At 64.3% G+C, this 26311-nt stretch carries 25 protein-coding genes; 6 read left to right on the top strand and 19 right to left on the bottom strand.

The features are described from left to right. Window positions 1-46: 46 nt before the first annotated feature. From FBY03_RS21745 to FBY03_RS21735, 3 genes are all read right to left on the bottom strand, one after another. Window positions 47-520, bottom strand: coding sequence for an aminoacyl-tRNA deacylase (locus tag FBY03_RS21745; protein ID WP_147174429.1), 474 nt, complete (start codon window positions 518-520; stop codon window positions 47-49). 280 nt (window positions 521-800) lie between these two features. Further along, window positions 801-2381, bottom strand: coding sequence for a DUF3369 domain-containing protein (locus FBY03_RS21740; protein ID WP_147174428.1), 1581 nt, complete (start codon window positions 2379-2381; stop codon window positions 801-803). Further along, on the bottom strand, window positions 2378-3886 hold the full coding sequence (locus FBY03_RS21735) for a sensor histidine kinase (RefSeq protein WP_147174427.1): 1509 nt from the start codon (window positions 3884-3886) through the stop codon (window positions 2378-2380). Before FBY03_RS21735 ends, FBY03_RS21740 begins: the two co-directional genes overlap by 4 nt. A gap of 214 nt (window positions 3887-4100) precedes the next feature. On the opposite strand from FBY03_RS21735, the gene FBY03_RS21730 reads away from it, so the two are divergent. Together FBY03_RS21730 and FBY03_RS21725 are read left to right on the top strand one after the other, a co-directional pair. Beyond that, complete coding sequence (locus FBY03_RS21730) at window positions 4101-4919, top strand: ABC transporter substrate-binding protein (protein ID WP_147174426.1); 819 nt, start codon at window positions 4101-4103, stop codon at window positions 4917-4919. Between the two features lie 165 nt (window positions 4920-5084). Continuing rightward, window positions 5085-5348 (top strand): YebG family protein, encoded by a 264-nt coding sequence (locus FBY03_RS21725; RefSeq protein ID WP_025164949.1) that lies wholly within the window; start codon window positions 5085-5087, stop codon window positions 5346-5348. A gap of 22 nt (window positions 5349-5370) precedes the next feature. Here FBY03_RS21725 and FBY03_RS21720 read toward each other — a convergent pair whose 3' ends face one another. The 7 genes from FBY03_RS21720 to FBY03_RS21690 form a co-directional block, all read right to left on the bottom strand. Continuing rightward, window positions 5371-6771, bottom strand: a complete 1401-nt coding sequence (locus tag FBY03_RS21720) for a YncE family protein (RefSeq protein ID WP_147174425.1) — start codon at window positions 6769-6771, stop codon at window positions 5371-5373. Next, window positions 6768-7253, bottom strand: coding sequence for a DUF305 domain-containing protein (locus FBY03_RS21715; RefSeq protein WP_147174424.1), 486 nt, complete (start codon window positions 7251-7253; stop codon window positions 6768-6770). The genes FBY03_RS21720 and FBY03_RS21715 overlap by 4 nt, the downstream gene beginning before the upstream one ends. A gap of 9 nt (window positions 7254-7262) precedes the next feature. After that, the gene (locus tag FBY03_RS21710; RefSeq protein WP_147174423.1) at window positions 7263-8075 is read right to left on the bottom strand and encodes an anti-sigma factor; all 813 of its coding nucleotides are present in this window, start codon (window positions 8073-8075) and stop codon (window positions 7263-7265) included. Further along, window positions 8072-8578 (bottom strand): RNA polymerase sigma factor, encoded by a 507-nt coding sequence (locus tag FBY03_RS21705; protein WP_147174422.1) that lies wholly within the window; start codon window positions 8576-8578, stop codon window positions 8072-8074. The genes FBY03_RS21710 and FBY03_RS21705 overlap by 4 nt, the downstream gene beginning before the upstream one ends. Before the next feature lie 60 nt (window positions 8579-8638). Further along, window positions 8639-9076: a nuclear transport factor 2 family protein gene (locus tag FBY03_RS21700; RefSeq protein ID WP_147174421.1), complete on the bottom strand. Its 438-nt coding sequence runs from the start codon at window positions 9074-9076 to the stop codon at window positions 8639-8641. Window positions 9077-9216: 140 nt separating this feature from the next. Further along, a complete protein-coding gene (locus FBY03_RS21695) occupies window positions 9217-9990 on the bottom strand; it encodes a sulfite exporter TauE/SafE family protein (protein WP_147174420.1) in 774 nt (257 codons plus the stop codon). Between the two features lie 237 nt (window positions 9991-10227). Then, window positions 10228-11265 (bottom strand): YeiH family protein, encoded by a 1038-nt coding sequence (locus tag FBY03_RS21690; RefSeq protein WP_147174436.1) that lies wholly within the window; start codon window positions 11263-11265, stop codon window positions 10228-10230. Between the two features lie 315 nt (window positions 11266-11580). Here FBY03_RS21690 and FBY03_RS21685 point away from each other — a divergent pair, with 315 nt between their 5' ends. After that, window positions 11581-12264 carry a hypothetical protein gene (locus FBY03_RS21685; protein ID WP_147174419.1) on the top strand — a complete coding sequence of 228 codons (684 nt, stop codon included), beginning with the start codon at window positions 11581-11583 and terminating at the stop codon, window positions 12262-12264. Window positions 12265-12444: 180 nt separating this feature from the next. Here FBY03_RS21685 and FBY03_RS21680 read toward each other — a convergent pair whose 3' ends face one another. The 6 genes from FBY03_RS21680 to FBY03_RS21655 all read right to left on the bottom strand — a co-directional run bounded on the left by FBY03_RS21680 (window position 12445) and on the right by FBY03_RS21655 (window position 20504). Further along, window positions 12445-12744, bottom strand: coding sequence for a DUF6506 family protein (locus FBY03_RS21680; RefSeq protein ID WP_147174418.1), 300 nt, complete (start codon window positions 12742-12744; stop codon window positions 12445-12447). 20 nt (window positions 12745-12764) lie between these two features. Next, the gene (locus FBY03_RS21675) at window positions 12765-13715 is read right to left on the bottom strand and encodes a bifunctional enoyl-CoA hydratase/phosphate acetyltransferase (RefSeq protein WP_147174417.1); all 951 of its coding nucleotides are present in this window, start codon (window positions 13713-13715) and stop codon (window positions 12765-12767) included. 146 nt (window positions 13716-13861) lie between these two features. Then, window positions 13862-15622, bottom strand: coding sequence for a sulfoacetaldehyde acetyltransferase (xsc, locus tag FBY03_RS21670; RefSeq protein ID WP_147174416.1), 1761 nt, complete (start codon window positions 15620-15622; stop codon window positions 13862-13864). Between the two features lie 57 nt (window positions 15623-15679). Next, complete coding sequence (ald, locus tag FBY03_RS21665; RefSeq protein ID WP_025164938.1) at window positions 15680-16792, bottom strand: alanine dehydrogenase; 1113 nt, start codon at window positions 16790-16792, stop codon at window positions 15680-15682. Window positions 16793-17429: 637 nt separating this feature from the next. Beyond that, window positions 17430-18896 carry a PLP-dependent aminotransferase family protein gene (locus FBY03_RS21660; RefSeq protein WP_147174415.1) on the bottom strand — a complete coding sequence of 489 codons (1467 nt, stop codon included), beginning with the start codon at window positions 18894-18896 and terminating at the stop codon, window positions 17430-17432. Between the two features lie 219 nt (window positions 18897-19115). Continuing rightward, window positions 19116-20504 carry an aspartate aminotransferase family protein gene (locus FBY03_RS21655; RefSeq protein ID WP_147174414.1) on the bottom strand — a complete coding sequence of 463 codons (1389 nt, stop codon included), beginning with the start codon at window positions 20502-20504 and terminating at the stop codon, window positions 19116-19118. Window positions 20505-20801: 297 nt separating this feature from the next. Between FBY03_RS21655 and thiS the strand changes: the two genes are divergently transcribed. The 3 genes from thiS to FBY03_RS21645 all read left to right on the top strand — a co-directional run bounded on the left by thiS (window position 20802) and on the right by FBY03_RS21645 (window position 23218). Further along, window positions 20802-21002, top strand: a complete 201-nt coding sequence (gene thiS, locus FBY03_RS23145) for a sulfur carrier protein ThiS (RefSeq protein WP_218570810.1) — start codon at window positions 20802-20804, stop codon at window positions 21000-21002. Window positions 21003-21041: 39 nt separating this feature from the next. Beyond that, complete coding sequence (locus FBY03_RS21650) at window positions 21042-21839, top strand: thiazole synthase (protein WP_025164934.1); 798 nt, start codon at window positions 21042-21044, stop codon at window positions 21837-21839. 245 nt (window positions 21840-22084) lie between these two features. Next, window positions 22085-23218: an aminotransferase class V-fold PLP-dependent enzyme gene (locus FBY03_RS21645; protein WP_147174413.1), complete on the top strand. Its 1134-nt coding sequence runs from the start codon at window positions 22085-22087 to the stop codon at window positions 23216-23218. 69 nt (window positions 23219-23287) lie between these two features. Here the strand turns inward: FBY03_RS21645 and folD are convergent, their stop codons facing one another. The 3 genes from folD to FBY03_RS21630 all read right to left on the bottom strand — a co-directional run. Beyond that, a complete protein-coding gene (gene folD / locus FBY03_RS21640; protein WP_147174412.1) occupies window positions 23288-24202 on the bottom strand; it encodes a bifunctional methylenetetrahydrofolate dehydrogenase/methenyltetrahydrofolate cyclohydrolase FolD in 915 nt (304 codons plus the stop codon). Between the two features lie 305 nt (window positions 24203-24507). Next, window positions 24508-25368 (bottom strand): formyltetrahydrofolate deformylase, encoded by an 861-nt coding sequence (purU, locus tag FBY03_RS21635; RefSeq protein WP_147174411.1) that lies wholly within the window; start codon window positions 25366-25368, stop codon window positions 24508-24510. 256 nt (window positions 25369-25624) lie between these two features. Beyond that, the coding region (locus tag FBY03_RS21630; RefSeq protein ID WP_178090753.1) for a phosphomethylpyrimidine synthase ThiC at window positions 25625-26311 on the bottom strand (687 nt) is incomplete at its 5' end.

The following is a 26311-nucleotide window of genomic DNA, read 5'->3' as shown; positions in this document are numbered from 1 at the left end:
CAATTGGGAAAAGGGGGGGCGCCGTAGCAACGGCGCCGCCCGGGGGTCAGGCTGATTCGCTGAAGAAGCCGTGTTGGGCGGTCGGCATGAGTTGGAGAAATTGCTCGGAACTCATGTGTACCAAGCCTTCATGATCGCCCGACTCGAAATACACATCCTTGAGCCCGGTGAGGGACTGATCGATCAGGGTGTCCATCTCGAAGGCGCTGCCGACCGGTGGAATCGCACCCAAGGCGCAGTCGTTGAAGCGGCTACTAAACTCGCTCTCGTGTACCAGACGCCAGTGGCGCTTGGTGAGTTTGTTGACCTTGTTGAGGTTAACCTGGCGGGTCGCCGGGACCACCGCCATCAGCCAATGCCCCTGAAAATCATCGAGGATCACCGGCTTGGCCATCAGGTGTGGCGGTACGCCTGCACGCCGCGCCGACTCACGGGTGGTCATCGAGGGGTCGTGCTGGAGCATGTCGTAGTTCGTATGCTTGTCTGATAAATAACTCTGTAACCGGGTGGCCATGGTCATGATGCACCTCCTGCCGTTGGCCTGGAGATTGCCGCTGGCCCCTCGTCCCGATGAAGCCCGCGCGAGCCGCTGCGGGTCGCAGCCGACTCATATCGCAACGGGTTGTTGCGCGCTGTCAGGGAAATTCCCTACCCCCAACCCGAGCAGTGGATGAGGCCAATGCCCGTCCTACAAGTTTAGTACAGCGGCATGCGGGCGCCCCCTGGCAGGACCAACGGCCGCGGATTGCTGCCCCCCCGCGCCCTCCTGATCGAGCAACTGGCCGCGTTGTCGCGTCCGCTCAGGCACTGTCCTGAGACTCGGAGTACTCCTCGGCGACCTCGTCGAGGAAGGCCGCCACCACCTTGGGGTCGAACTGCTTGCCGCTGCGCTCGCGGATATAGGCCAGCGAGTCGGCCAGCGACCAGGGTTCCTTGTAGGGGCGCCGGTGCATCAGCGCGTCGAACACGTCGACCACCGCCACGATGCGCGCCGAGAGGGGGATCTGTTCGCCCTTCAGGGCCTGCGGATAGCCCTGGCCATCGAAGTGCTCGTGATGCCCGCCGGCGATCTCGGCACCGATCGACAGGTAACTCTGGCCCTCCACCATACGCGCCGAACGCTGCAGGATGGCGGCGCCGATGCTGGCATGCCGACGCATCACCTCGCGTTGTTCCTGGTCATGCACGCCGGGCTTGAACAGCACCAGGTCCGGGGTAGCGACCTTGCCGACGTCGTGCAGAATGCTGGCCATGCCGATCAGTTCGAGGAAGCGCGGGGTCAATTCGTCCAGATAGTCGCCGCGCTCGGCCATGCGCCGAGCGGTGCGCGCGGTCCAGTGCTCGACGCGCAGCACGTGATCGCCGGTGTCGCTGTCGCGGTACTCGGCGAGGTCGGCCAGGGCCACCACAGTCGCCTCTTGTGCCCGCGCCATCTGCAGGTGGTGGTGCAAGTTGTCGAAGGCCGAAGCGATACGGCTACAGAACACCTGCAGCAGGTCCTTGTCCACCTCGGTCAATGGCCAGGGCGGGGTGAAATACAGGAGGAACTCGTGGCTGGTCTGGGTCGGGATATACAGCACCTCGTTGGGATAGGCATAGAGGCTCTGCCGGCTCTCGATCGCCTGCAACATCAGCGGATAGATCGGGTGCGTCTCGTCCAGCTCGTCGTGATGCGCCATCTCGGCGAAACTGCCAGTGGCCCCGAGCACCTGTAACGCCACCGAGTCGCTGCTGGCACCCCGGCGCACGCAGAGGATGCCGTGGGTGCCGACGTCGAGAATGGCGCCGATCTGCGCCAGCACGCCGGAAGCGAACTCGCGCAGCGAGTGCATCTGATAGAGATTCGCCGAACCCTCGAGAATCTTGCTCAGGCCCTGGCGGCTGCGTTCGATGGCGACCAGGCTCTCGTAGGCGCGCAAGGAGGCGATGACCGTGGTGTAGAGCTTCTGCAGGGTCAGTTCGGTCTTGGCCTTGTAGTCGTTGATGTCGTAGCTGAGGATCACCTCCTGCTCCGGCGCCTGACCCGGCTGACCGGTGCGCAGGACGATGCGCACCAGTGGATTGTCCAGTTCCTCGCGCACCCGATGCACCAGGCGCAGCCCGGCATCCTCGGTTTCCATCACCACGTCGAGCAGCATCAGGGCTATGCCTGGCTGATCGCGCAGCAGCTCGAAGCCCTCCTGCCCCGAATAGGCGCTCAATAGTTCCAGGCTACGACCCTTGTACTCGATACCGCGCAAGGCCAGGCGCGTGACCCGGTGCACATCCAGTTCATCGTCGACGATCAGCAGCCGCCAGGGCGGCTCGGGGCGGGCGACGGGCGGCGCGGCGCTGTCGTCGATCAGCCAGTCGTCTTCTGCGTGGGAGTGCTCGTTGCTCATGTTGCCTCCTCTACCAGCTGCGGGGCGACCAGTGGCATCCGCAGGGTGAAGCGCGTGCCGCGCCCCGGCGTGCTCTGCACCTGGATCTGCCCGCCCAGGCGCTGAGTCACAATGTTATAGACCACATGCAGGCCCAAACCGCTGCCGCCGACGCCACGCTTGGTGGTGAAAAAGGGCTCGAAGATATGCGGCAGGTGCTCGGCGGCGATGCCCTTGCCGTCATCCTCGAACAGCAGCACCACCGCATCGCCCTCGGCTTGCGCGCTGAGCCCGACCTGACCCGCCGCCCCGTCGGGGAAGGCATGGGTCAGCGCATTGACCAACAGGTTGGTCACCACCTGCGCCAGCGCACCCGGGTAACCGTCCAGTTGAATGCTCGGCGCACAGCTGTTGCGTACCTTGATCGGCAGGCGCTTGTAGGTCGGCCGCAGGCTCTCGACCACCTCGTCCAGGTAGCGGGCCAGGTTGAATTCGCGGCGCGCCTCGCTGGTCTGGTCGACGGCCACCTCCTTGAAGCTGTGCACCAGATGCGCCGCCCGGTTGGCGTTGGCCTGAATCAGCTCGACACTCTCCGCGGCGACCTGCAGATAATTCTCGACGTCCGACTTCTTCAGCTGCCCGGCCTGCAGTCGCGCGGCGAAGCGCCGGGTCTCCTCGCCCAGCACGCTGGCGCCGGTCAGGGTGATACCCAAGGGCGTGTTGATCTCATGCGCCACGCCCGCCACCAGACCGCCGAGGGCCGCCAGCTTTTCCGCCTGGATCAGGGTGGCCTGGGTCCGCTGCAGTTCCTCGTAGGCCCGACGGATTTCACTCTCGGCCTGACGCCTGTCCTCCAGGTCTGCGGCCAGGCGCTGGGCGATGCGATTGAAGCCGCCGACCACGTCGCCAAACTCGTCGTGGCGGGTGCTCGGCAGCATCAGCGACTCCGGTGGGCCACGGTGCTCCGCCGCCTGGTTCAGCGCATCGCGCAGCCCGGTCAGCGGTTTCAGCACCAGCAGACGCAGGCTCAGCGACAGCGCGGCGACCAGCAGCACATCCAGCGCGAGGATCTCCAGGGAGCGCCGCCAGACCTGCTCATCCAGCGTGTTTTCCATCTCCTGCCGCGACAGCAGCACCTGCACCCGGCCCAGCAACTGTCCCTCATCGCGGCCGCGATTGAGCAACGGGAACTCCAGGCGCTCATACAGCGCGCTGCGCCTGCTGGTGGGCTCCAGCACGCCGGCCGAGGCCATCCGCTCGTCGAGGTCGGAATAGACGACTATCCCCAGCACCGGCGGTTTCACCTCGGCGGCCAGGTTGTCCTGCAGGGTCGACAGGTCGAAATTCCACAAGGGGTTGACCAGGTTGGTCTGCAGGCGCTGCTGCACGCTGTCGCGGGTCCGTTGGTATTGTTCGAGCAGCTGGCTGCGCATGCTCCAGTAAGCCAGTGCCCCGGAGCAGCCGAGCAGCACGGTGACCAGCAGCACGAACAGGGCATTGAAGCGGAAGCCGATGCTGTTTCTCATCAAGTACCCCCGCCGACCGCAGGCGAGTTCGGCTTGCACCTGAGGTCGGTAGCGCAAGATGGACGAGGGTGAAACGTTCATCTATCACCATAGTCCACCTGGAGCAGCTAACACTTCGCCTGATCGTACCGCGTGGTCTATAGATGATAGGTAGGCATTGCCTGACCCTGCCGCCTGCACGCCACGCCGTGCCTGGCGCAACCGAGAGAAACCGATGATCGCATGCGTAGCACGCCGGCTGGCCAGCACCCTGACCCTGCTGGCGCTGCTGTCCGTTGCGCCCATGGCCGCCTGCGCCGAGACCCTGGTGACCCTGCTGCTCGACGACGCCTACCCGCCCTACTCCTACCGCACGGGCCAGGAAGCCGCCGGTATCTACGCCGACATCCTGCGCGCGGCCGAACCGCAGCTACGTGGCTACCAGCTCAAGCTGGAGCCACAACCCTGGCGCCGCGCCCTGGCCGAGGTCGAAGCCGGGCGCGCGCTGGCCGTAGTGCCGCCCTACTACCGCCCGCGGGAGCGGCCCTGGATGGCGCCCTATTCGGTGCCGATCCTCGAGGAGCGGGTGGTGGTGTTCTGCCACCGCCAGGTATTCGCCAAGGGCCCGCGAAAGCGTTGGCCGGACGACTACCAGGGGCTGCGCTTCGGCAATAATCCGGGCTACCTGTCGGCGGACCAACCCTTCTGGCAGGCGGTACGCCGCGGGCTGATCCTGATCGAGGAGGCGCCGGGCAACCGCGCCAACCTGCAGAAGCTGCTGCGCCAGCGCATCGACTGCTATTTCAACGAACGCCTGACGATCCTCGCCGAACTGGCGCAAATGCGCCGCGATGGCCTGTATGAGCCCAAGGACGCCACACAGATAGTCGAAGGCCCGACCATTTCGGTGGAACACGGGCATGTCGGCTACAGCGACACCGATAACGCACGCTTCCCGTTCAAGGAGGATTTCGTTCGCCAACTGAACGCGGCCATTGAGCGCTTACGTAAGTCGGGGGAAATCAGGCGGATCGTCTACCGCTACACCCACTGATGCGCGCACCCTGCCGATCCGGGTGCAAAGGCGCAAACCTCGCCGGCGCGATGCACTATTCGGATGGGCTATCCAGGTTCGGCCGACTGCTTTACACTGCGCCACCACTGTATGTATAAACAGTTTTCTTGCAACCCTATCAGCGTGAAGGCGTAGAGGTGATGAATGGCCGTCGAAGTGGTGTACCGCAGCAGTCGGGATCTGGAGCGTTTATTTATGGATAAGGCCGAAGCCGATCGTCACGACAAGATGCTCGAACTGGCCGAGCTGCTCACCGATGTGTTGCAGAAGGCCGTGCCCTCGCTGAGCGAGCAACAAGGCGAGGAGCTGGGCATCTTCATGGCGAAGAACCGCGATATCTTCGCCAAGGCCTTCAAGAACCAGCCGGATGCCCTCAGCGAGTTGGGCAAGGACGAGGCGGCGGAATAACCGCCACCTCGATTGCGCGAGCTCAGGGCACGCTGCTGAGCACCGCCTTGCTGCTGTCCAGAGCGCCGTCGCCCTGCATGACCAGCAAGGTAGCCGGCGTGACCTCACGCTTCGCCAACGAGCTGACCACCTCGCGCAACGGGCCGATGGCGCTGCCGTTGGCCGCCCCGGCGGCGTTGGTCTTGAAGCTCGCCACCGGCGAGTTCTGGCCGGCGAGGTAGAGACTGTAGACAGTCTCTGGCTTGAGCTTGAACAGCGCCACCTCCAGCGAATCGACCAACCCCAGGTTGCGCGCCACCACGAAGCCGCCGCCCTCCCCCTGCTTGGCCTTGAGCGCGACGTTGTACGGCTCGCCATTGCCGCGCGGCTGCAGGTTGGCGCGGCCGTCGCCTGTCGGCACCGCATTCGACAGATAGACCAGGGCCTGGGGCGATTGGCCGACCGGCACGCGGGCGATGATGCGGTCGTTGGCGGTGTCGATGACCTCGACCGCATCGCCATTCTCCAGCCCGACATAGACCCGCGAGCCATCGTCGGAGGCCCAGATGCCGTGCGGCAGCGCGCCCACTTCCAGGCTGGCGAGCAACTGCGGTGGGCTCTCGGTGGTGTACACCTTGACCCGGTTCTCGCCGCCGACGGTGACGTAGGCCAGAGTGCCGCGCGCGGTCTCGGCGAAGGCCAGGTGGTTACTGATAAAGCCGGTGTCGAAGACTTCCTTGACCGTCAGGCTGTCGAGGTCGATGCGGGTGACCTTGCCGACATCCTTGTGGGTCATCCACAGTTCCTTGGCGTCGGGGGTCAGTTGCAGGAACGGCGAGAAGGGGCTGGTCACGGCGATGCGCTTGATCACTTTATGGCTGGCGACATCGATCACCGCCACTTCCGGGCTGAAGCTGTGCACCACGAAGGCGCGCTTGCCGTCCGGGTGGAACAACAGCATGCCGGGGCCGGGCGCCGTGTGGATGCGGCGGGTTTCCTCATAGGTCTTGGCGTCGATCACCGAAATGTAGTCGGCGCCGCGCACCGTCACCCAGACTTCCTTGCCGTCGACACTGAAGAAGCCCTCATGGGGCGAGCGACCGATATAGCTGATGGCCTTGACCTTGTTGCTCGCGGTGTCGATGAAGGCCACCGAGTTGGAGCCGTTGGAGACCGCGATCAGGGTCTGGTGGTCGGGCGAGAAGCCCAGCCCGTGCACGTTGATCTCGCCCTTGTAGAGTGGCGAGAGAATGTCCGGGCGCGGATTGCCCAGAAGAATCTGCCCCAACAGGCGGTTGCTGGAGGGGTCGATCACCGAGACCGTATTGCTGTTCTGGTCGGCACTGTAGACCCGGTCCTGCGGACGGGGTGCGGCCATGGCCGAGGCGCTGGCAAGGGCCATGGCCAGGCCGAGGGACAATAGGCTGGCGTGAGTCTGTTTCATCGAGTCGCTCCTTCGGGTTGCACAGGCACCTGGGCGCCGTCTTGCGAGCCTGATGCTCGCTCGGCCTGGCGTTGTTGCCAGGCGCGCATCAGGCGGATTTCGTTCTGTTGTTCGGTGATGATGGCCAGTGCCAGGTTGCGCATTTCCGGATCCGTGCCGTTCAGCAGCAGGGCCTTGGCCATGTCCACGGCGCCCTGGTGGTGGGGAATCATCATGCTGACGAAGTCCTGGTCCGGGTCGCCCTGCATGGGCGCGGCGCGCATACCCTGATCCATCACCCGCATGGCCTGGTCCATCAGCTCGGCGAATGAATGGGCGCTGCTAGCGACGAAGGGCGCCGGCGCCGACACAGCCTCATGGCCGCTGGCATGGGCGCTATGTTCCTGCTGGGCGAAAGCGCACAGGCCAGGCAGCAACGCGGCGCCGAGCAGAATCTGGCGCAGGCGATTACCTCGGCGCAAACGGCCGGTTGAAAGGTGCATAGGCTGGACTCACTTGTGCTGGAGTTGTGCGTAAACCGCGCTGGCGACTCGCACCAGCTCACCCTTGTCGATGCCCGCGGACAGCGCATAGCCGAACGGGCCGTCGATCCAATAGAAGACGTTGACCGGACCTTCCTCGGCGAAGTGGAAGCCGGTGTTCTGGTTGCTGTTGTTCTCGGTGGAAACGTACAGGGTCAAGCGCTGACCGCTGCCATCGTGGTACATGAACTGCGCCACCGGGCCGCTGTTGCCCGGCAGCAAACGCCCCCCGATCAACTCGTAACCGAGGCTACCCAGGCTCGGGGCCTGGATCTTGGCGTTCAGGCGTTTCGACAGCCAGGCCACCAGCTGATCCTCCTGATCGGCGCCGATCTCCACCGGCCGACGCACATCGGGGCTGTACACCACATGGGCAATCGCCGCTTGCCGGGCAAAACTGCTGGGCTGCGGCGCGGACTGCCACTGCTGGCCGTCCATTTGCACCAGCCTGGGCGGCTGCAACTCGCCGCGCAGCAGCCAGCCCGCGCCGCCGCTAAAACAGGAGATCAGCAGCCCGGCCACCAGACGCGGCCACACACGCCGCGACGCACGCGCCGCTGCTGGCGCCGTGGCGGCCACGCGCAGCCGCTCGGGGATGGGTTCATCCAGCACCGGATCGAACAGCGCGCGAATCTCGCGATTCTGCTGCTGGTAGCGCTGCAGCCGTTGCGCCTCACGCGGATGGCTGGCGAGATAGGCCTCGACCTCGCCCCGCCGCGACTCTGGCAGGAGCCCGTCGACATAGGCCTGCAGCTCGTGCTCGTGGATCTCTATTCGGCTCATTTCACCACCTTCAACGCGACACTCGCGGCCCGCCCATCCATCAACAGGCGCAGCCGCTCCCGGCCCCGCGACAACCGCGACATCACGGTGCCGACGGGGATACCCAGGGTGCTGGCCACCTGCTCGTAGCTCATTTCCTGCAGGGCCACCAGCAATAGCACCTCGCGCTGCTCGTCCGGCAGCTGGCTCAGGGCCGACTGCAGGTCGCGCAATGCCAGGGCGTCGGGTGGGCTGGCGGGGCTGGCCAGTTCGCCGGCTTCCTCGTCCAGCTCTTGGGTGTCGAGCCTCGGCTTGCGCCGTTGATCGACGTGCAGGTTGTGCATGATGCCGAACAGCCAGGCACGCATATCGCTGTCGCGCCGCCACAGGGAAAACTTGCTCCAGGCGCGCTCCAGGGTGTCCTGCACCAGATCGTCGGCCGCCGTCCGGTCACCCACCAGCGCACGGGCATAGCGGCGCAGCCGCGGGATGCAAATCAGCAGCGTTTCGCTGTCAGCGCTCATCGGAATGTTCCACAGCGTCGATCTCGAGAAGGCACACCGGGTCGCAGAGCTCGGCCAATATCAATAAGCGCTGGCCGCCGGCGCCGGCACCACCTGCCAGGTCTCGCTGGCGATCTTGCCGGCGCGATAGGTCAGCACATAACGCACGTTGATCGGCTGCTTGCCGGTGAAGCGCACGTCGGCGGTGACCGTGGCGCCCTTGGGGTTGGCCGCCTCCTGCAGTCCAGCCTGGCTGACCTGCAGCGGGCCCTGGGCCTTGGCGAAGCGTTGCCACAGCTGACCAATGCTGTCCGCACCCTGGTAGCGGCCATCCAGCGGCCCGCCGACCCAGTTCAACTGCGCATCGGCGGCATAAGCGGCCATCAGCTGGTTCAGATCACCGCTGCCAATTGCCTGGAAGTGCGCGCTGGCGGCATCGCTGGCCGGGCCTGCATGAGCAATCTGGGCGAAGCCCAGGGCGGACGAGAGGGACAGAACGGCTATCAGTTTCTGCTGCATGGCGGTGTGCTCCGAAGGTTAAGGCCTGCTAAAGGCGTCGTACTCATCAGGTATACGAACCGCGAGCGGGCTTTATTCCCGTGCAACGAAAGTTTTTTGCAGCCTTGGCCGGGGGGCTGAATCACCAGCGCGGTCCGTACTCAGACCGCACGGGCCGCCAACAATCCCGGCAATGAATCCCAGATCAGGCTGACGCCGGCCAGCGCCATCAGCACGAAGACCAGCCAGCGCACGCTGCGCAGCGACAACTTCGGCGGATAACGGCGCACCAGCCAGCTGACCAGTAGCACCAGCGGCAAGGCTTCGGCGCTCAGCCACAGAGTCGAGAGAGTCAGTTGCCCTTGCGCCATGACCAGACCCAGGCGCGCCGCCGCGTTGGCGGCAAACACCGTGATCAGGGTGTTGCGGATCACCTCGTAGCCCAGGGGCTGGCGATACAGGTGATAGACGATCGGCGGCCCGCCGCTGGAGAACATGCCATTGAGCAGCCCGCACAGGCCACCGGCCAGCCAGAACGAGGGTTGCCCGGACAGTTGCGCCTGCGGTTTGCTTTGCACCACCAGCATCAGGCTGGCGGCGACGATCAGCCCACCCAGCAACAGGCGTAGCCAGACAATTTGCCCACCCTCCAGAGCGCCGAGCCCCCAGATGCCCAGGCTGACCCCGAGCAGGCTGCTGATCAGCACGGGCATCAGCACCGCCCGGTCCAGCTGCGGCTTAGGCCCGCCCAAGGTGCCCAGGGCGTTGCCCAGGGTAAGGATGCTGATCACCACCGCCACCTCGGTCAGCGGCAGCACGTGCAGGGTGGCGACCAGGCCAAGCAGGATCAGGCCGAAGGCGAAACCGGTGAGGCTCTGGGCGACGGTGGCCAGGGCCACGCACAGCAGAAAAAACCCATGCACCTGCAGACTCATGCCACCTCCATTGCCGGGCACGCCAGGCGGCGTACCCTTGCAGTTACCGCGCGGGCGGCAGTCTGCTGATCAGGCGGTGCCTGTGCAAGTCACCTCAGGTGCTTGCCTCAGAGGTCGTGAAAATATCGAACGCCGTCGCGAGGCCGCCTCCAGGTGTTCGCGGCAAGGCGCACTACGCAACGTCAGCAGCGGGCGACTGGAGGCGGTCGCAGTAGGCGGGAGTTTTTTCACTAGCTCTCAGCCCAGCCACTTCACCGCGAACAGAATCAGCGTGGCGAGAAACAGGGTTTCACTGACCAACAGGGTAGCCGGACGCCAGCCGACTTCCAGCAGCGACTTCAGTGAGGTCTTCATCCCTAGGGCGGCGATGGCGGTGATCAGGCACCAGCGCGACACATCGCCGGCAAACTCTTGCACCTGCGCCGAGGCTACACCACTGCTGTTAATGGCGACGAACAGCACGAAGAAGATGATGAACAAGGGCAACGGCAATGCCGGGCGCGGACCACCGTCACTGCGTTTACGCAGCAGCAACGACAGACTGAAGACGATCGGCACCAGCATCGCCACGCGCAACAGCTTGACCACGGTCGCGGTATCGCCGGTTTCATTCGACATGCTGTAGCCGGCACCGACCACCTGGGCCACATCGTGAATGGTCGCGCCGAGGAATACCCCGGCTTGCTGGGCATCCAGACCAAACCATTGGGCGATCGGCGGGTAGGCGATCATTGCGATGGTGCTCAGCGCGGTCACGCTGATCACGGTGAAGATGGTGTTGCGCTCGCTGTCCTTGTTCTGCGGCAGTACTGCGGAAATCGCCAGCGCCGCCGAGGCACCGCAGATGCCCACGCTGCCGCCGCTGAGAATGCCGAAGTCACGTGACTGGCCGAGCAGCCGAGAGAGGAGGATGCCGAAACTGATGGTCAGGAACACCGCGCCGATCACCACCGCCATCAGCGTGCCGCCCAACGAGAGGATCTGTTCAACGGTGATGCGCATGCCCAGCAGGGCCACGCCGATACGCAGGATGGTGCTGGAGGTAAAGCGAATACCGGCGACCGCTCGCCCCTCCTCGGAGAGAAAGCCCAGCGCCATGCCCAGCAACAGGGCCATCAACATCACCGGTGCACCGTAGTGCTCGGAGAGGAAGGAGGCGCTGGCAGCGACTATCACCGAGGCGATGATCCCCGGCAGCAGCAAGTTGAGTTTCTGTTTGCGGCGTATCAGCCAGGACGCCGACGGCTGCACCTCGTCCAGCGACTGGCTGTGCATGGGGGGAATTGTGTGGTGCTGTTTTATTGTCATGTGCTCACCTACACCCTGTGGTTATGAAATCACTGGGTTTCGATGCTAGAGAAAGCCCCGCCGCCCCATTAGGACCACGCCAAGGCTGTCGTAGGGGCCAGCCGACACCCGCGCGTTTGGCCCAGACCGCAGGCGCCAGCTGGTGCTAATCGGCCGCAGCAGCTGCCCCTATAGTGATGCGCGCAACGCCCTCGCAACCCGCCAGGCCGTGCTCTGCCTGAGCGTAGGGCGGTGCCTGCGAATGACTCATTGAACGCGTGCTTTGCCACGCGGAGAAACCACATGACCCTGGATAACCTGCGCCTCGTCCAGCTCGGCGAACGTCTGCGTCAGGCCTGGCAACAGCCGCATCCGGCGTTTGCCTCGGGCAACGACGCGCGCAGCAGCGAGAACGCCCTGTTGCTGCAGCTGTATGGCAGCCTGGTCAAGGCCGCTGGCTGCGGCTGGCAAAACGCCGGCCGCACGCTGGTCGACAAGACCTACCTGCGCATCCTCAAGGACTGCTCCGGGTTGGATTTTCAGGGCCTGAGCGTGGATGAACTGGCCGCGCGCCTGGATGGCTTCATTCGCCAGGAGCTGGCACCACGCTGGGGGCACATAACCGAGAGTCGTGGCGCCGAGGGCCTGCCGTTGGCCGCAGAGCTGCTCGAGGCGTGCAGCCTGACGTTGTTCGCCAGCGAGCGCGAGCACAGGGCAACCCGCCAGCTGCTGTTCTATCTGTGCCCGCAGTTGCCGTTACTGCCCCGCCCCGGCGACCCACAGCAAAGCAGCGACGAACAGCTGCAGGCTTACCAGACCCTGCTCGCGCAGCTACCGGTATTGCCGCGCCCGCAGCAGTTCGCCGGTGATGCGCAGCAACAGGCGCTGATTCGCCAGCTGATCGAAGGCAGCGACTGGTGGCGTCGGCGGGTGTTGGCCGCCTGGCAGGCCGAAATAGCTCAGACGCAATGCGCCGCCGCACGCTGAAAACAAAATGAGTAGTCCAGATGCAATCCGGGACTGGATCAGCCGCGTTCCCGGATTACATCCGGGCTACGCCTAGATTGAGCCACATGTGTAGGAGCCAGCTTGCTGGCGATCCCTCGCCAGTCGCCAAGCATCGCCAGCAAGCTGGCTCCTACAAGGCATTATCCGAGTCGGCTTACCTTAGTCGGACAACTGCTGCAGGCGCTGGCGCGTTTCGGCGCTGTAGTGCACGGCGGCCACTGGAATCCGGTCGTCGATGGCGGCGCGGACCTGTTCGACTTCGGCCTCGCTGAAGGCGCCGCACAGTTCGATCAGTTGCACATGCCGGGTCAGCAATTCCTGCGCCACCAGCACCGCTTCCTCGACGCCCGCCACGCCGCACAGGGTCGCGGCGAAGGTGTCGGACTCGAGGCGCCCGTTGTGGGTGAGAAACTGCATGCCAGGGGCCTTGAAAATAAAGCCATAACGTTGCACAGCCATCGGGGGTTCTCCTTGGTTGCTTAGCCAGCCAGCGAGTGGCTGCGCGTCTGCCGACAATAATCGATAAAAATGGAAGACAGGGCACAGGAAGCCAGACGCGCCTCCAGCGGGTCGGCGCGCGAGGTGAGGATGATCGGTACCCGTGCGCCCAGCACCAGGCCAGCAGCCGTGGCACTCATGAAATACACCATCTGTTTGAACAGGAAGTTGCCTGCCTCCAGATTCGGCACCAGCAGAATGTCGGCGTTACCCGCCACCTTACCGCCGATCCCTTTGATCTGCGCCGCCTCCAGCGACACCGCGTTATCGAAGGCCAACGGCCCCTCGACGCAGGCACCGCCAATGGCGCCAATCGCCGCCAGCTTGACCAGCTCGGCGGCATCCTGGCTGGACGGCATGCTGCGCGTCACTTCCTCGGTGCCGGAGAGCACCGCCATGCGCGGCAGCTCGTAGCCTAGGGCGTGCATCAGCTCGATGGCGTTGCGGGCGATATGCACCTTGTCGATCACCGAGGGCTGCACGTTGATCACCGCATCGGTGATCGACAGTGCCTTGTCGCTGCCCGGCAGGGTCATGTGGAACACATGGCTGAGACGGCTGGCGGTACGCAGTCCGGCCTCGCGCTTGAGTACCGCACGCAGCAGGGTGTCGGTGTGCAGATGCCCCTTCATCAGCGCCGCGGCGTCACCGGCTCCGGCCAGGCTGCAGGCGATCTCGGCGCTCTGTCCATCGTCGCTGGCGGGCAGCAGGCGCAGGTCGTGCAGGTCCCAGTCGAGCTCTTCGGCGAGGGCGCGGATCTGCGCCTGATCACCGACCAGCACCGGTTCGATCAGCCCTTCATCGCTAGCCCGCTTGGCACTGCTCAGGCTCAGCAGATTGAGCGGATTGACCACCGCCGTGACCACGCGCGGCAGGGCCTTGGCCCGCTCGAGCAGGAACGCCGGGCATTCCCGTGGAATAGTGCTCAACATGCTTGGATTCCTGGTTGTTCGCGGTCGAAGCTGCAACGGCGCCCGAAGGCGCCGTTGCAGTGTTCCCGGTGGTCTGTACGGCTAGCCAACTAACCGTACAGGCCACTGGCTGCAGGTGTCCGGCGCAAGCCGGTCACCTCGGCGACTTAGACGTAGTCTTTGTACTTCTCGAGGAAGCGCACCGGCTTGGACAGCGCATCGCGGCGGAACGGATCGCCCAGTTCGCGAGTACACATGATCTCGATTACCGTGGTCTTGCCGGCCTTTTGTGCCTCGCAAGCCGCCTTGAGCGCCGGGCCGACATCTTCCAGACGGTCGACTGTGACGCCTTCGGCGCCCATCGAGCGGGCAATGCCGGCGAAGCTCTGGTTTTCCAGCTCGCCTGCGACGAAGCGACGGTTGTAGAAGTCCACCTGGTTCTTCTTCTCCGCGCCCCACTGGCGGTTGTGGAACACGATCGAGGTGACCGGGATGTTCTCGCGCACGCAGGTCATGATTTCCATCATCGACATGCCCCAGGCGCCGTCACCGGCGTAGGAGATCGCGGTGCGATGCGGTGCGGCGACTTTGGCGCCGATGATGGTCGGCAGCGCGTAACCGCAGTTGCCGAAGCTCATGGCGGCGAAGAACGAGCGCGGCTTCTCGAAACGCAGGTAGCTGTTGGACACCGAGTTGATGTTGCCGATGTCGGTGGAGACCATGGCGTCGGCCGGCATGGCCTTCTCCAGCTCACGCAGGACCTGACGCGGATGCAGGTAGTTGCCGTCCTCGCCGCTCTGCTCCTTGATCATGTCCAGCGAGTATTCGTCCTTCTCGTGGATCCAGGCGCTCAGTTCGGCTTCCCAGTCGGCTTTTTCCTTGGCGATTTCCTCGGCACGCGCGCCCTTGTTCTCCAGGCACAGGACGTCGAGGTTCTCCAGGCGACCGAGCAGGTTGACCGCCGCGGCCTTGGCGTCGCCGCAGATGCCGACGGTGATTTTCTTCACCAGGCCGAGCATTTTCGAGTCGCAGTCGATCTGAATCACCTTGGCCTGCTTCGGCCAGTAATCCATGCCGTGCTGCGGCAGGGTGCCGAATGGACCCAGGCGAGTACCCAGGGCCAGTACCACGTCGGCGCGCGACAGCAGTTTCATCGCTGCCTTGGAACCCTGATAGCCGAGCGGACCGCACCACAGCTGATGGCTGGCCGGGAAGGAGTCGTTGTGCAGGTAGCTGTTGACCACCGGCGCGCCGAGGTATTCGGCCAGCGCCTGGCAGGCCTCGACCGCGTCGCCCATGACCACGCCACCACCGGAGATGATCACCGGATTCTTCGCCGAGGCCAGCAACTGGGCGGCTTCGGCCAGGCTCTGCTCGCCGCCGGCGCTGCGCTCGATACGGATCGGCGTGGGAATCTCGACGTTGATATCGCCGTAGAAGAAGTCACGCGGAATGTTCAGCTGGGTCGGACCGTTTTCCTGCATGGCGCGGTCGAAGCAGCGCCCGGTCAGTTCGGCCATGCGCGCCGGATTCGGCACATGGGCCTGGTACTTGGTGATGGTCTCGAAGAACGGCAGCTGTTGGGCTTCCTGGAAGCCACCGAGACCCTGGCTCATCGAGCCGGTTTCCGGGGTGATCACTACCACCGGGCTGTGCGCCCAGTAGGCGGCGGCGATGGCGGTGACGAAGTTGGTGATGCCGGGGCCGTTCTGCGCGATGCACACGCCGTGACGACCACTGACCCGTGAGAAGCCGTCGGCCATGTGACCGGCGCCCTGCTCGTGAACCACCGGGATAAAACGGATGCCGGCCGGAGCGAAGATATCCATCGCATCCATAAAGGCCGAGCCCATGATGCCGAAGACGTCGGTGACGCCGTTGGCGACCAGGGTTTCTACCATTGCTTCGCTGGGGGTCATGCGTGGCATGTCGATATTCCTCTCGTTACTTAAGGTGCAGCGGCTGGGCCGCCGGTTACTCGGGGCTCAGCCGTTGAGCGGCATGGGCGCACAGGGATAGCCGAGAGCCTCGGCCACTTCCGGGCAGGTGACCTGTCCGGCATGAATGTTCAGGCCGTTGGCCAGATGCGGGTCTCGACGCAGTGCCTCCTGCCAGCCCAGGTCAGCCAAGGCGACTATGTGCGGCAAGGTGGCGTTGTTGAGCGCCAGGGTCGAAGTACGAGCGACCGCGCCAGGCATGTTGGCCACGCAGTAATGCACCACGTCGTCGACTATGTAGGTGGGGTCCTGGTGGGTGGTGGCATGCGAGGTCTCGAAGCAGCCACCCTGGTCGATGGCCACGTCGACTATCGCCGAGCCCGGCTTCATGGCGCGGACCATTTCGGCGGTGACCAGCTTGGGCGCGGCGGCGCCGGGGATCAGTACGCCACCGATCACCAGGTCGGCCGAGAGCACGTGCTCTTCGAGTTCCGCGCGGGTCGACAGCACCGTCTGCAACTGGGTACCGAACTCGCTGACCAGACGCCGCAGCACTTCGACGCTGCGATCCAGCACCACTACTTGCGCGCCCATGCCCAGAGCCATGCGCGCGGCATTCGAGCCGACCACACCGCCACCGATGATCACCACCTTGGCCGATTCCACGCCCGGCACGCCGCCGAGCAACACGCCACGCCCGCCACGGGATTTTTCCAGGCAGCTGGCGCCGGCCTGGATCGACATGCGCCCGGCCACTTCCGACATCGGCGCCAGCAGCGGCAGGCCGCCACGGCTGGAGGTCACGGTCTCGTAGGCGATGCAGGTGGCACCGCTTTCCATCAGGTCGACGGTCTGCTCACGATCCGGCGCCAGGTGCAGGTAGGTGAACAGCAGCTGGTCGCGGCGCAGCTGCTTGCGCTCGGCGGCCTGCGGTTCCTTGACCTTGACGATCATCTCGGCGTTGGCGAACACCTCGGCGGCGCTGGCGGCGATAGTCGCGCCAGCCGCGCGGTAATCCTCATCGCTGAAGCCGATGCTGGCGCCGGCCTGGGTTTGCACCAGCACCGCATGCCCGCGGCTGGTCAGCTCCTGCACACTGGCAGGTACCATGCCGACGCGGTACTCGTGGTTCTTGATCTCTTTAGGAACTCCAATAAGCATGCCGATCTCTCCCGTTGTTGTTGTGATGGAGTCTTGGGGCAAGTCGAGCGAGCCGTCTGTTGTTCGCCTTGAAGCGAGGACTGGCTGGCTTGGAGCTAGAGTAGGAGCGAGGGGGAAGAGGCAGATAGAACCAGTTGCGGACCAGCTGTTGCGCCAGGAAATACCCTGCCAGGCAGCGCGGACCCGCGTGTTGCCTGAACAGTGTGATGCTGACGAGGCGGTTCGGATGCCACCTCGTAGGCTGGGTTAGCGGCGCATGTCGACGAGGCACAGCCGATGCATTTTACGAGCGTCGCGTAACCCGGCACGGCGCCGCCACTCGCGCCACCGATGCTGGGTTACGTCGCGCCCAATTAGGCTGCTTGAGCGGACCACCGCACACGCGTCTAACCCAGCCTACGAAACTGAATCCGCCTCGTAGGCTGGGTTAGCGGCGCATGTCGACGAGGCACAGGCGATGCATTTTCCGAACGCCGAGTAACCCAGCACGGCGTCGGTAATCGCGCCACCGATGCTGGGTTATGTCGCGCCCAATCCGGCGACTCGAGCGGACCGCCGCGCACGCGTCTAACCCAGCGAAACCGCTGGTTATGGCAGAGACAACCCACTTACCGGCACGAAGGCAGCTAGAGCAGACTCAGCTGAGCTGCTGGATCAGCTCGGCGAGCAGTTTGATCCCCGGACGGATGCGCTCGGCGGGAATCGACGAGTAGCCCAGGCGGAAGTAGTTGAGCGGCGGTTGCTCGCCGTAGAAATGGATATCGCCGGGCTCGATGAGGATGCCATGGGCGGCGGCCTCCTTCTGCAGGCGTCGCGCATCCAGGCCGTCGGGGCCCTTGACCCAGTAGCAGGAGCCGCCAAAGCTCGGCTCCTGAGAGGATTCCGGCAGGTACTCATGCAGGGCGTCGCCCATCTGCTGATGACGCTCCTCGTAGGCGCGCATCAGGCTCATGATCAGCGCATCGTGGTAGCCGCGTTCGAGAAACAGCGCCACCGAGCGCTGATTGTTCGCCGCCGGATGGCGCACCATCAACCGACGCAGGGCGCGTGCCTCGCGGATCAAGGCTTCGGGACCGACCAGATAGCCCACTCGCAGGCCCGGCGCCAGGGTCTTCGACAGGCTGCCGACGTAGAGCACCCGATCGTTCTTATCCAGGCTCTTGAGCGCCGGGATCGGGTTGGCCTTGAAGTTTGTCTCGCTCTCGTAGTCGTCCTCGATGATCAGAAAGTCGTGCTCGTTGGCCCGCTGCAACAGTTCGTAGCGGCGCTCCAGGGGCATGGTCACGGTGCTCGGGCACTGGTGGCTGGGGGTGGTGTAGATCAGGTCGCAGCCATTCAGCTGGTCGCTCAGCACCAAGCCATGGTTGTCCACCGCCAAGGGCTGAACCCGCGACGGGTTGAGCAGGGCGATATTGCGGATATCCATGTAGCCCGGGTCTTCGATGCCCATCAGGCTGTCGGGGCGCAACAGCAGACGCGCCAGCATGTACAAGGCGTGCTGCGCGCCGACGGTGACCAGAATCTGCTCGGGCGAGGCCCACACCCCGCGACGCGGCAGCAGGCGCGTCCTGATCTGTTCCATCAACAATGGATCGTCGTTATCGAAGCGGTCCGAAGCCCAATCGCGGATCGCCGGGATGCTCACCGCATCGCGGCAGCATTCACGCCAGTTGGCAGTGGGAAACAGGGCCGGGTCGAACTGGCCGTAGATAAAGGGGTATTTAAAATTCTGCCAGTCGCGTGGCTTGCTCATGTTGCGCTGCTGCGAGGGCTGCACCACCAGCCGCCGCGCCCAGTCCGGCGAGCTGCCAGCGGACTCGTCCTTAGCCGCACGCGGCGACTCGACCTTGCGCGCCAGAATATCCGGGTTGACGTAATAACCGCTGCGCTCGCGGGCCAACAGGTAGCCATCGTCGAGCAGGTGTTCGTAGGCCAGGACCACGGTGTTGCGCGCGATGTTCAGCTGTTTGGCCAGCTTGCGGCTGGACGGCAGCGGGCTGTCGAGCGGGATATTGCCGTTGAGTATGACCTGGGCGATCTGCTCGCGCAGTTGCTGCTGCAAGCTGGTGGATTTTTCGGCAGACAAATGGAACAGCTGGAACATGGCGGCCTCGACTGAACGAACGACAAGCGCTGGCGCCGCATACCGCTCGGCCAGCCACTTCAGAATGCTCTTGCCAGCGCGTGCCTGGCGAGTGCCCAGCAGACTAGCAACAACACTTCGACAAGACCATCTAGCACGCGGTATGCAACGCTGCAGACACGCAAAAAACCGGGTCACCCAGCTAAGCTGGATGCCCGGTCTGCTACGGTTTGGCGAGCCTTACGGATTGGCGGCCAGACGGCCGAAGGCGCTGTCCAGGGCCTCGATGATCCGATCCAGATCATCCTGAGTGGCAATCAACGCCGGGCTGAAGCACAGGGTGTTGTTGAACTGCTCGAAGCTGCGGTTGGTCCGCCCGATCATCACGCCCTGGCGCAAGCAGTCGGCGACGATGGCCATCGGCAGGCTCTCGGGCACCGGCTCCTTGGTCTTGCGGTCCTTGACCAGCTCCAGGCCACAGAACAGGCCCTTGCCGCGCACATCGCCGATCACCTGGTACTTGTCCTGCAGCTCACGCAGGCGACCCATGAAGTATTCGCCCATCTGGGTGACGTTCTCCAGCAGGCCTTCTTCCTCGATGATGCGCATGTTCTCCAGCGCCGCCGCCGGGCCTGCAGTGCAGCCGCCGAAGGTGCTGATGTCACGGAAGTAGCCCATGCGGTCATCGGCCTCGCCCTTGAACGCTTCGAACACTTCCTCGGTGGTCACAGTGCAGGAAATCGCCGCATAGCCGCTGGCCACGCCCTTGGCCATGGTGACTATGTCCGGCTTGATGCCGTAGTGCTGATAGCCGAACCAGGTACCGGTACGGCCCAGGCCACAGACCACTTCGTCGATGTGCAGGAGGATGTCGTACTTCTTGCAGATCGCCTGAATGGTTTCCCAGTAACCGGCCGGCGGAGTGATCACCCCACCGCCGGCGGTGATCGGCTCGAGCACCACGGCGCCGACGGTGTCCGGCCCTTCGGCGAGTATCACCCGCTCCATTTCCAGGGCGGCGCGCACGCCGTAGTCGGCCACGTCACCGAACTGCGAACGGTATTCGCAGCAATGCGGGAATTCGACGAAGCCCGGGGTGAAGGGGCCGTACTGGTTCTTGCGTTCGAACTGGCCGGTGGAACTCAGCGCGGTGATGGTGGTGCCGTGGTAGTCGCGCTCGCGGAACAGAATCTTGTACTTCTTGCCGCCGTACTTCTTGTGCGCGATCTGGCGCACGATCTTGTAGGCCTTCTCGTTGGCCTCGGAACCGGAGTTGGAGTAGTACACCCGGCTCAGGCCCGGCATCTTCTCGATCAGCTTCTTGGCGAACAGCGCGCCGGGGATGTTGCCGGCGGAGTTGGCGAAGTAGTTCATCTTCACCAGCTGATCGCGCACCGCATCGGCGATGCTCTCGCGGCCGTAGCCGACGTTGACGGTCCACACACCGCCGGAGACCGCATCCAGGTATTCGTTACCCTTGATGTCCCAGACGCGCATGCCCTTGCCTTCGACGATCATCAGCGGATCGTTCTGCTCCAGCGGCTTGTGCTGCGACAGGTGATGCCAGACGTGGGCGCGGTCACTGGCCAAGGCCTCGGCTGCATTGTATTCGTGAGCTGTGGTGTTCATGCTTACCTCCTGACTGGAGCATTTTTATTGTTGGCCGCCGGGCAGGAGACAAGCTCCAGACACCGAGAGATTGACGGTAGAGCGCGATGCGACACTGCCCGGCCCACCCTTGATGACGAAACTAAGAGCAAGCAGCGGGCGCAGTTAGAACCAGTTATTGCCCAAGCGTGATGCCAGCCGGCGGACGCCTCACTGGACCAGTGCCGTAGCCCCGACTGGCCCTTCAAGACCACCACGATTGCTCCAACCATGCAGGCACGACAGCCACCACCGCCCCGCGGCAGGAGAGCGCGCATGATTGAAGTGCAGATCAACGGCATGACTCAGCAACTGCCGGCTGGCCTCAGCCTGGCGCAGCTGCTCATCCACTTGCAGCTGCAAGAGCGGCGCCTGGCCATCGAGTACAACCTCGAGGTGGTACCGCGTAGCGAGTACGCCACGGTGTGCCTGCAACAGGGCGACCGCCTGGAGATAGTGCACGCCATCGGCGGCGGCTGATCGCCGCCGGCATTCCCCTCTTCCCGACCCGGAGCCTCTATGACTATCGCGACCGCAATCCCCGACCCGCTGTTGATCGCCGGCCAGGCCTTCGCCTCACGCCTGCTGGTTGGCACCGGCCACTACGCCGACCTGAGCGAGACCGGCGCGGCGATCGAGGCCAGCGCGGCGCAGATCGTCACCTTCGCGGTGCGCCGCAGCAACCTCGGCCAGGACGCCCAGCAACCCAACCTGCTCGAGACCATAGCGCCCGAGCGCTTCACCCTGCTGCCCAACACCGCCGGCTGCTACACGGCCAAGGATGCGGTGCGCACCTGCCTGCTGGCGCGCGAACTGCTGGATGGCCACAACCTGGTCAAACTGGAAGTACTCGGCGACAGCCAGACCCTCTACCCGGACATCGGCGAAACCCTGATCGCCGCCCGCCAGCTGGTCGAGCTGGGTTTCAAGGTGATGGTCTACACCAGCGATGACCCGCTGGTGGCGCGGCGCCTGGAGGAACTCGGCTGCGTCGCGGTGATGCCGCTGGGCGCGCCGATCGGCTCCGGGCTGGGCATTCGCAACCCCTACAACATCCGCCTGATCGTCGAGAACGCCAAGGTGCCGGTGATAGTCGACGCCGGCGTCGGCACCGCTTCGGACGCCGCCATCGCCATGGAACTGGGCTGCGACGGGGTGCTGATGAACACCGCCATCGCCCGCGCGCGCGAGCCGATCCGCATGGCCTCGGCGATGCGCAAGGCAGTCGAAGCCGGCCGCGAAGCCTACCTGGCCGGCCGCATGCCGCGCCGGCTCAGCGGCGACGCCTCCTCGCCGCTGAGCGGCCTGTTTCTGTAAACGGCCGCTCTTGTGGTGGGTTAGCCGCGTAGCGGCGTAACCCATCGAACGCCGCCGTGGCCAGCCCTTCCGGCCGTCGATGGGCTGCGCCTGCGGCCAACCCAGCCTACGCATCGCCACCACCTCAGCCGCTCCAGCGCAGCCAAGCATTCCAAGCACTGGAAATCCGCCGCCGTCAGCCTTGTCATTCGCCCAGGCTTAGGGCAGGGTCGAAAAACTGCACATCTCTGCCACAGGAGTCACGCATGTCGAAGCTCTTTCCCAGTATCGATCCCGAGGGCCTGGTCGAATATTCGGTGGTCTACACCGACCGCTCGCTCAACCATATGTCGCAGTCGTTCCAAGGGGTGATGAACGACATTTCCAGCACCCTGAAGCAGGTCTACAACGCCCAGGCCGTGGCGATTGTCCCCGGCAGCGGCACCTTTGGTATGGAGGCGGTGGCGCGGCAGTTCGCCAGCGGCCAGCACTGCCTGGTGATCCGCAACGGCTGGTTCAGCTATCGCTGGAGCCAGATCCTCGAGATGGGCAACATCCCGGCCGCCACCACAGTGCTCAAAGCCCGGCCAATAGAGGCCGGCCGCCAAGCCGCCTTCGCCCCGCCGCCACTCGCCGAAGTGCTCGCGAGCATTCGGGCGGAGAAGCCGCAGATCGTCTTCGCCCCGCATGTCGAAACCTCATCGGGGATGATCCTGCCCGATGACTACCTGCGCGCCGTGGCCGACGCCGTGCATGCGGTCGGTGGTCTGTTCGTGCTGGACTGCATCGCCTCGGGCACGCTGTGGGTCGACATGCAGGCGTGCGGCGTCGATCTGCTGATCAGCGCGCCGCAGAAAGGCTGGAGCGCGTCCCCATGCTGCGCCCTGGTGATGTTCAGCGCCTTGGCGCTGGAGCGCATCGAGCGGACCCAGAGCAGCAGCTTCGCCTGCGACCTGAAGAAATGGCTGCAGATCATGCAGGCCTACGAACAGGGCGGGCATGCCTACCACGCGACCATGCCCAGCGATGCCCTGGCGCGGTTTCGCGATGTGATGAAGGAAACCGAAGCCTACGGCTTCGACAAGGTTCGCGGCGAACAGCAGGAACTCGGCGAGCGGGTGCGTGCGCTGTTGACCGGCCGGGGCATCAAGAGCGTGGCCGCGGCCGGCTTTCAGGCCCCCGGCGTAGTGGTCAGCTACACCGACGATGGCGAGATCAAGAGCGGCAAGAAATTCGCCGCGCAGGGCCTGCAGATCGCCGCCGGGGTGCCGCTGCAATGCGACGAGCCGGCCGACTTCCAGACCTTTCGCATCGGCCTGTTCGGCCTCGACAAGCTGCACAATATCGAACGCACGGTGAGCACCCTGGAACAGGCGCTGGAGCAGATAGCCCTCGACTGAGCCGTCAACCCTGCCGATCTGCATTCGCGATAGCGCAGATGCAGACCGGCAGGCCGCCCTGCTCCGCGGTTATCGAACGAGCGCCTGACGCCGCTGCTGCGCGGCGGTGAGGGTGTTGCGCAGCAAACAGGCGACCGTCATCGGGCCGATGCCACCCGGCACCGGGGTCAGTGCGCCGGCGACGGCGGACGCCGCGGCAAAGTCGACATCGCCGACCAGGTGCGCCTGGCCCTGTTCATCCTCGATGCGGTTGATGCCGACATCCAGTACCGTCGCTCCAGGCTTGATGTGCGCGGCGCCGATCATCCCGGGCCGGCCCACCGCCACCACCAGAATATCGGCCTGGCGGCACTCCTCGACCAGGTTACGGCTGCGCGAATGCACCGTGGTCACCGTGCAGTGGGCATTCAGCAGCAGCTGGGCCATCGGTTTGCCGACTATATTGGAACGCCCGACCACCACCGCCTTGAGCCCCGCGAGGTCGCCGAGGCGGTCCTGCAACAGCAACAGACAGCCCAGCGGCGTGCAGGGCACCAGTACCGGCTGACCGCCACTCAGGCGACCGACGTTGTAAGGGTGAAAGCCGTCGACATCCTTGGCCGGGTCGATCGCCTCGATCACCGCCGTCTCGTTGATCGGCGCCGGCAGCGGCAGCTGTACCAGGATGGCGTCGACACTGTCATCGCGATTCAGCGAGTCGATCAGGGCGAGCAACTCGGCCTCGCTGGTGTCGGCGTCCAGCAGGTGGGGAAAGGACGCGATGCCCACCTCGGCCGCCTGACGCATCTTGGTGCGCACATACACCTGGCTGGCCGAATCGTTACCGACCAGCACTACCGCCAGCCCGGGCTGACGCCCGTGCGAATCGGCAAACAGGCGTGCATCGACCGCCACCTCGGCCCGCAGCTGCTCGGCGAAGGCTTTGCCATCGATCCGTTCGGCTTGGGAATGATCGTGGCGGGTGTCTTCTGCAAGCTTGCTCATCAGTACGAGTCCTCGATGTTGGAAAACGGGGTATGCGGCCCATGCTGCACGAGCGTTGAGACCTGGGTAGCGGATCGCCGGAGCCAGGGTCCGACAACAGACCCGCAGCGCCGCCTCTTAGCGCTGCAGGTCAACCGGCCAGAAAATGGAGGTATAGATTACCGCACTGACCGCGACGATCCAGGCCACACTGAACCGCGGCACGACCTGCGGTATTTCGTTTGGCCGGCGACCTCGCCTCCACCAATACACTGGCACGCGTGATGCGCCAGTGTATTAAAGGGCGCACTTCGCCCGCGTCAGCCTCAGAAAACCACGGTACGTAACCCGTTCTGGAACACCCGGTGCGACACGTGATATTTCACCGCCCGCGCCAGCGCCTGAGCTTCCATGTCGCGCCCGACCTGGGTCAGACGCTGAGCGTCATGGGCATGGTTCACCCGCTCGACCATCTGCTCGATGATCGGCCCCTCATCGAGGTCGCCAGTGACATAGTGCGCCGTTGCGCCGATCAGTTTGACCCCGCGATCATAGGCCTGATGGTAGGGTTTGGCGCCCTTGAAGCCCGGCAGGAAGGAGTGGTGAATGTTGATGCAGCGACCCGCCAGCTGCTTACTGAGCGCATCGGACAACACCTGCATGTAACGCGCCAGCACCACCAACTCGGCACCGGTTTCCTTGATGATTTCCAGTAGCCGAGCTTCCTGCTCCGACTTGTTTTCCTTGGTCACCGGCAGATAGATATAGGGGATGCCTTCGTGCTCGGCCATGCCGCGCAGGTCTTCGTGATTGGAGACGATGGCGGTGATGTGCACATGCAGTTCGCCAGTGGCACGTCGGTAGATCAGGTCGCGCAGGCAGTGGTCGTACTTCGACACCATGATCAGCACCTTGGCCGGCTCGGTGGTGTCGTGAATTTCCCAATCCATCTCGAAACGCAGCGCCGTTACCTCGAAGGCCGCCTTCAACTGTTCGACGCTGAATCTGCGCTCACCCTCGAAGACGAACTCTATGGTCGAGAAAAACCGTCCGGAATCCAGGTCGTCGTACTGGTGCAGCTCCTTGATAAAGCAGCCTCGATCAGCCAGGAAGTTACCGATGGCGGCGACGATACCAACACGCCCAGGACAGGATACTTTGAGGATATATGAGGGTTTGTTCTTCATACCGATTCTCTTATGACGCGCACTGAAGTAGATGTAGAGGGCCGTTCGAGCTGCCGCAGGATAGCGAACAGGGCACCGACAATGCCATAAGCGATCGATGCACTATCAATGCTGCGGCGAGCTTGTGCTTCGCCCGAACAGCACCCGGGGCTGCGTCCACAGAACCCGCTTAATCGTGTCGGAGCAAACTCCAGGCATAAAAAACGGGCCGTGCGGCCCGTTTCCATCACCTGTCATGCCTGTGCAAAGGCCAGTTTCACACCCTGTGATAGAGCTGCGCGCCCTGCGCCTTGAACTCTTCGGCCTTGGCCTGCATGCCCTGCTCCACTTCCTGATCCAGCTCCAGCGCGGCGATGCGTTGCTCTTCAGCATAGACCCGCACTTCCTGGGTGATCTTCATCGAGCAGAACTTCGGCCCGCACATGGAGCAGAAGTGCGCCACCTTGGCCGAGTCCTTCGGCAGCGTTTCGTCGTGGTAGGCCCGCGCGGTATCCGGATCGAGGCCCAAGTTGAACTGGTCTTCCCAGCGGAACTCGAAACGCGCCTTGCTCAATGCGTTATCGCGAATCTGCGCCCCGGGATGACCTTTGGCAAGGTCTGCCGCATGGGCGGCGATCTTGTAGGTGATGATCCCGGTTTTCACGTCATCCTTGTTCGGCAGACCCAGATGTTCCTTGGGAGTAACGTAGCAGAGCATGGCGCAACCGAACCAACCGATCATCGCCGCGCCGATGCCCGAGGTGATGTGGTCGTAGCCCGGCGCGATGTCGGTGGTCAGCGGGCCGAGGGTGTAGAACGGCGCCTCGTCGCAGCATTCCAGCTGCTTGTCCATGTTCTCCTTGATCAATTGCATCGGCACGTGGCCGGGGCCTTCGATCATCACCTGGACGTCGTGTTTCCAGGCGATCTTGGTCAGCTCGCCGAGGGTTTCCAGTTCGCCGAA

Source organism: Pseudomonas sp. SJZ079 (assembly GCF_007993865.1).
In the GTDB taxonomy this organism is placed as follows: Bacteria; Pseudomonadota; Gammaproteobacteria; order Pseudomonadales; family Pseudomonadaceae; genus Aquipseudomonas.
The sequence above is the reverse complement of the archived record's forward strand: the minus strand, read 5'-3'. Positions and strand labels throughout refer to the sequence as shown.